At 67.6% G+C, this 4,235-nt stretch carries 3 protein-coding genes and 1 pseudogene; all 4 read right to left on the bottom strand.

Going from position 1 to position 4,235, the window contains the following annotated elements:
- A partial coding sequence (locus AOK24_RS42415) for an ABC transporter permease (protein WP_420876732.1) occupies window positions 1-835 on the bottom strand: 835 nt, incomplete at both ends.
- A gap of 2 nt (window positions 836-837) precedes the next feature.
- A pseudogene (locus AOK24_RS42420) lies at window positions 838-1,756 on the bottom strand (ABC transporter permease); the annotation flags it as partial.
- A 6-nt stretch (window positions 1,757-1,762) separates the two neighbouring features.
- Window positions 1,763-3,403 carry a peptide ABC transporter substrate-binding protein gene (locus tag AOK24_RS42425; protein WP_055725201.1) on the bottom strand — a complete coding sequence of 547 codons (1,641 nt, stop codon included), beginning with the start codon at window positions 3,401-3,403 and terminating at the stop codon, window positions 1,763-1,765.
- A gap of 190 nt (window positions 3,404-3,593) precedes the next feature.
- A complete protein-coding gene (locus tag AOK24_RS45135) occupies window positions 3,594-3,953 on the bottom strand; it encodes a helix-turn-helix domain-containing protein (protein WP_063799627.1) in 360 nt (119 codons plus the stop codon).
- Between the last annotated feature and the right edge of the window lie 282 nt (window positions 3,954-4,235).

The following is a 4,235-nucleotide window of genomic DNA, read 5'->3' on the forward strand; positions in this document are numbered from 1 at the left end:
TTGCGGACGTAGGGGGAGGCGGCGGAGATGTCGATGCCCCAGGAGACGCTGGGGGGTTTCAGGCCGACGCCGAGGTAGGACAGGGTCGCTTCCAGGGCGATGTACGTGCCGAGGGCGATGGTCGCGACCACGATCACGGGGGCGATGGCGTTGGGGGCGATGTGGCGCAGCAGCATGCGGGAGTTGGAGGCGCCGAGGGCGCGGGCCGCCTGGACGTAGTCGTTCTGTTTGGCCGTGATCACTGAGCCTCGGGCGATGCGGGAGATCTGGGGCCAGCCGAGCAGGACCATGAAGCCGATGACCGGCCAGATCGTGTTGCTGGTGACGACGGACAGCAGGACGAGCCCGCCAAGGACGACCGGGATCGCGAAGAAGATGTCGGTGATGCGGGAGAGGATCGAGTCCCAGATGCCGCCGAAGAACCCGGCGAGCCCGCCGAGGACGCTGCCGAAGAGGGCGACGCCGAGCGTGGCGAGGACGCCGACGGCGACGGACGTGCGCGCGCCGTACACCGTACGCGTGTAGACGTCGCAGCCCTGTCCGTCGTACCCGAAGGGATGCCCGGCGGAGGAGCCCTGCTGGGCCTTGCCGAGGTCGCATTTGAGGGGGGAGCCGGACGCGATGGCCGACGGCCACAGGGAGATGAAGATCAGGAAGAGGATGACGAGCGCGGAGAGCAGGAAGACGGGGTTGCGGCGCAGGTCGCGCCACGCGTCGGACCACAGGGAGCGGGGTTTCTCGGAAGGTCCTTGGGGGCCGCCGGCCCCCTCCAGGCTGCTGCCCTCGCTCACCGCGAGGTCCATCGCCGCGCCCATCCCGGTCCCGGCGATCACCCNNCATAGCGGATCCTCGGGTCGAGTACGGCGTACAGGAGGTCGACGAGCAGGTTCGCGACCAGGAAGACGAGCACCAGCACGGTCACGAACCCGACGACGGTCTGCGTGTTCTGGCGCAGGATGCCCTGGTAGAGCTGGTATCCGACGCCGTGGATGTTGAAGATCCGCTCGGTGACGATCGCGCCGCCCATGAGCGCCCCGACATCCGTGCCGATGAACGTGACGACGGGGATGAGGGAGTTGCGCAGCAGGTGCCGGACGACGACGCGCCGCCGGGGCAGCCCCTTGGCGATGGCCGTACGGACGTAGTCGGCGCGCCGGTTCTCCGCGATGGACGTCCGGGTCAGCCGGGTGACGTACGCCAGTGAGACGGACGCCAGCACCAGCCCGGGGACGAAGAGTTCGCCGAACTCCGCGTCCGTGGAGACGGACGGTTTGATCCACCCCCACTCGACGCCGAGCAGCAGTTGGAGCAGCAGGCCGGTGACGAAGGTGGGGACGGAGATGACGACGAGGGTGACGAGGAGGACGGCCGTGTCGACCGGCTTGCCGCGCCGCAGCCCCGTGACGACGCCGAGCGCGATGCCGGCGACGATCTCGATGAGGATGGCGACGATCGTGAGGCGGATCGTGACGGGGAACGCGGTCGACATCAGCTCGGTGACCTTCTGGCCGTTGAACGCCGTACCGAAGTCTCCGGTGAAGACGTTCCCCATGTAGGTCAGGTACTGCTGCCAGACCGGCTTGTCGAGGCCGAACTCCTTCTTGAGCTGGGCCGCGGTCGCGGGGTCGCACTGCCGGTCGCCGCACAGGCCGGCGATGGGGTCGCCCATCACGTTGACCATGAGGAAGATCAGCAGGGTGGCGCCCACGAAGACGGGGACCATCTGGAGCAGGCGCCGGACGACGTAGCGTCCCATGACGGGTCAGCCGACCTTGATCTCGTTGTAGACCGGTACGGAGAACGGGTTGAGCTTGACGTTCGAGAGGCGCTCCGAGTAGCCGGCGCTGCCGTTCTGGTACCAGAGGGGGATGGCGCCCATGTTGTCGCGCAGGACCTCTTCGGCCTTCTGGAAGTTCTCGACGGCCTTGCCGGTGTCGGTCGCGGCGTTCGCCTGGTCGACGAGCTTGTCGAAGTCCTTGTTGGACCACTGGCCGTCGTTGGAGGAGGCGTCGGTGTAGTACAGCGGCTGGAGGAAGTTCTGGATGAGCGGGTAGTCCATCTGCCAGCCGGCGCGGAAGGGGCCGCTCATCTTGTGCTGGGTGATCTGGTTGCGGAAGTCGGCGAAGGTGCCGATGGGGTTGCCGACGCACGCCTTGTCGTTGCCGAGCGCGTTGTTGATGGAGTTGCAGACGGCGTCCACCCACTGCTTGTGGGAGCCGGTGTCCGCGTTGTAGCTGATCTTGACCTGGCCGCCGGGCAGCCCGCCGGCCTCCTGGATCAGCTTCTTCGCCCCGGCCGGGTCGTACTTGCAGGCGTCGCCGCACAGGCCCGCCTTGTAGCCGCCGTCCGCGCCGAGCACGGGTGAGGTCCAGTCGGTGGCGGGCGTACGCGTCTTCTGGAAGATCGTGTCCGTGATCTGTTCACGGTTGATCGCCATCGACAGGCCCTGCCGGAGTTTCTCGCCGCCCGCCTTGTTCCAGTTCTTGTCGTAGAACGGGAACGCGAGGGTCTGGATGATCCCGGCGGGCGTGTTCAGGTAGCGGTCGCCGAGGTCGCTCTTGACGTTCTTGAGCTGGGAGGCGGGTACGTCGTCGACGAGGTCGAGGTTGCCGGCCATCAGGTCCGTGTACGCCGTGTTGTTGTCGGTGTAGACCTTGAGGGTGACGCCGCCGTTCTGGGCCTTGTCGGTGCCGGGGTAGGCGTCCCACTTCTTCAGGGCCATCTGGGAGCCCTTGGTGTACGAGTCGATGGTGTACGGCCCGTTGCCGACCGGCTTCTTCAGCCAGCCGGCGTGGTCGGTGAAGAACGCCTGCGGGAGCGGGACGAACGCGTTGTAGCCGAGCGTGTCCGGGAACGTCGAGAACTTCTGCGACAGCTTGATGGTGAAGGTCAGCGGGCCGGTGACCTTGAGCCCTGACAGGGTGTCGGCGGTCTGCGCGCTGCCGTCCTCGGGGTGCGCCTTGGCGAAGCCGTCGATGTACGAGAAGAAGTAGGCGTTCTTCTGGTTGTTCTTGAGGCTCGCCGCGTAGTTCCAGGCGTCGACGAAGGACTTGGCGGTGACCTTCTCGCCGTTGCTGAACGTCCATCCGTCCTTGACGGTGACCGTGAAGTTCTGCGAGTCCGTCGTCTCGATCTTGTCGGCCAGCATGTCGTTGGCCTTGCCGGTCTCGGGGTCGTACCGCTTGAGCCCCCGGAAGGTCATGTCGAGGACCTTCCCGCCCTGCACCTCGTTGGTGTTGGCGGGTTCCAGCGGGTTCTGCGGGTCGCCCCAGGACGCGGTCAGCACGCCCGCGCCCCCGCCGCCGCCACCGCTGCTGCCGCCGTCGTCCCCGCCACATCCCGTCGCCACCAGGGCGACCGCCGCCGCCCCTACGACCCACTTGGCGTGCGTGGCTCCACGCATGGATGCCTCCCTCTGTGCACTGCGTCTGTCCGCGCCTTGTCGGGGGCGACGGGCACTGTCCGTTACGGGCCACTATCGCCAGGGGTCGGACATACGGCACATTTAGGGCGTCCGTTTGCGGGACGGGGCAGGACAGGTGCGAGGCGGGCGCCGGGCGGAGCCTCCGCCCCGTACGGCGCCCGCGCAGCGGTCAGCGGGTGCCGGACAGCCGTCTCGTCGGCAGCGGCAGCGTGCGGCGCGGCGGGGTGCCCGGTACGCGGAAGGCGACCTGGACCGTGCCGGCCGGAGAGAGGGCGATGAGGAGGTTGGCGGACATGGCGGAGGCGAGGCGTTCGAGGAGCGGGAGGGTGGGGACGGCCTTGCCTCGTTCGAGGCGGGACAGGGCGCCCTGGCTCATGCCGGCCCGGTCGGCGAGGCGTTCCTGGGTGAGGCCGAGTTCTACGCGGCGGGCCTTGACCGCGGCGCCGAGCGGTGTACCGAGGCAGGCCCAGCCGGAGTCGGCGCGGGAGGCGTGCGGGACGACAGGCGGTTCTTCGGTCGGTGCGACCATGTTTCTTCATCTCCCCGTGGTGACGGCGCCGAAGCGGTGAGCGCCGATGCCCAGGGGACACCGGCGACAGGGGGGCCGGTTCCTCGTTTGGGCAACTTTTGAGCTTCACCGGAAGGAATCGTTCCGGAGGGGTTTTATACCGAGGAAGGCATAGACCTCTCGAATGTGAACCAGGTCACATTATTCGGCTCAGACATAGGGGCGAACCGCCAGCAAAGCACCCCATCCCGGCACCCCCGGCGACGCTATGGGTGTTTTGCCGATCACCCCCTGTCTCTTATA

Origin of the sequence: Streptomyces niveiscabiei (genome assembly GCF_001419795.1) — a bacterium.
Lineage (GTDB): Bacteria > Actinomycetota > Actinomycetes > Streptomycetales > Streptomycetaceae > Streptomyces > Streptomyces niveiscabiei.

What these genes read in the sequence shown, in the direction of transcription:
- AOK24_RS42425 (WP_055725201.1), bottom strand. Translation starts at nt 3,403, where the DNA reads ATGCGTGGAGCCACGCACGCCAAGTGGGTCGTAGGGGCGGCGGCGGTC.
- AOK24_RS45135 (WP_063799627.1), bottom strand. Translation starts at nt 3,953, where the DNA reads ATGGTCGCACCGACCGAAGAACCGCCTGTCGTCCCGCACGCCTCCCGC.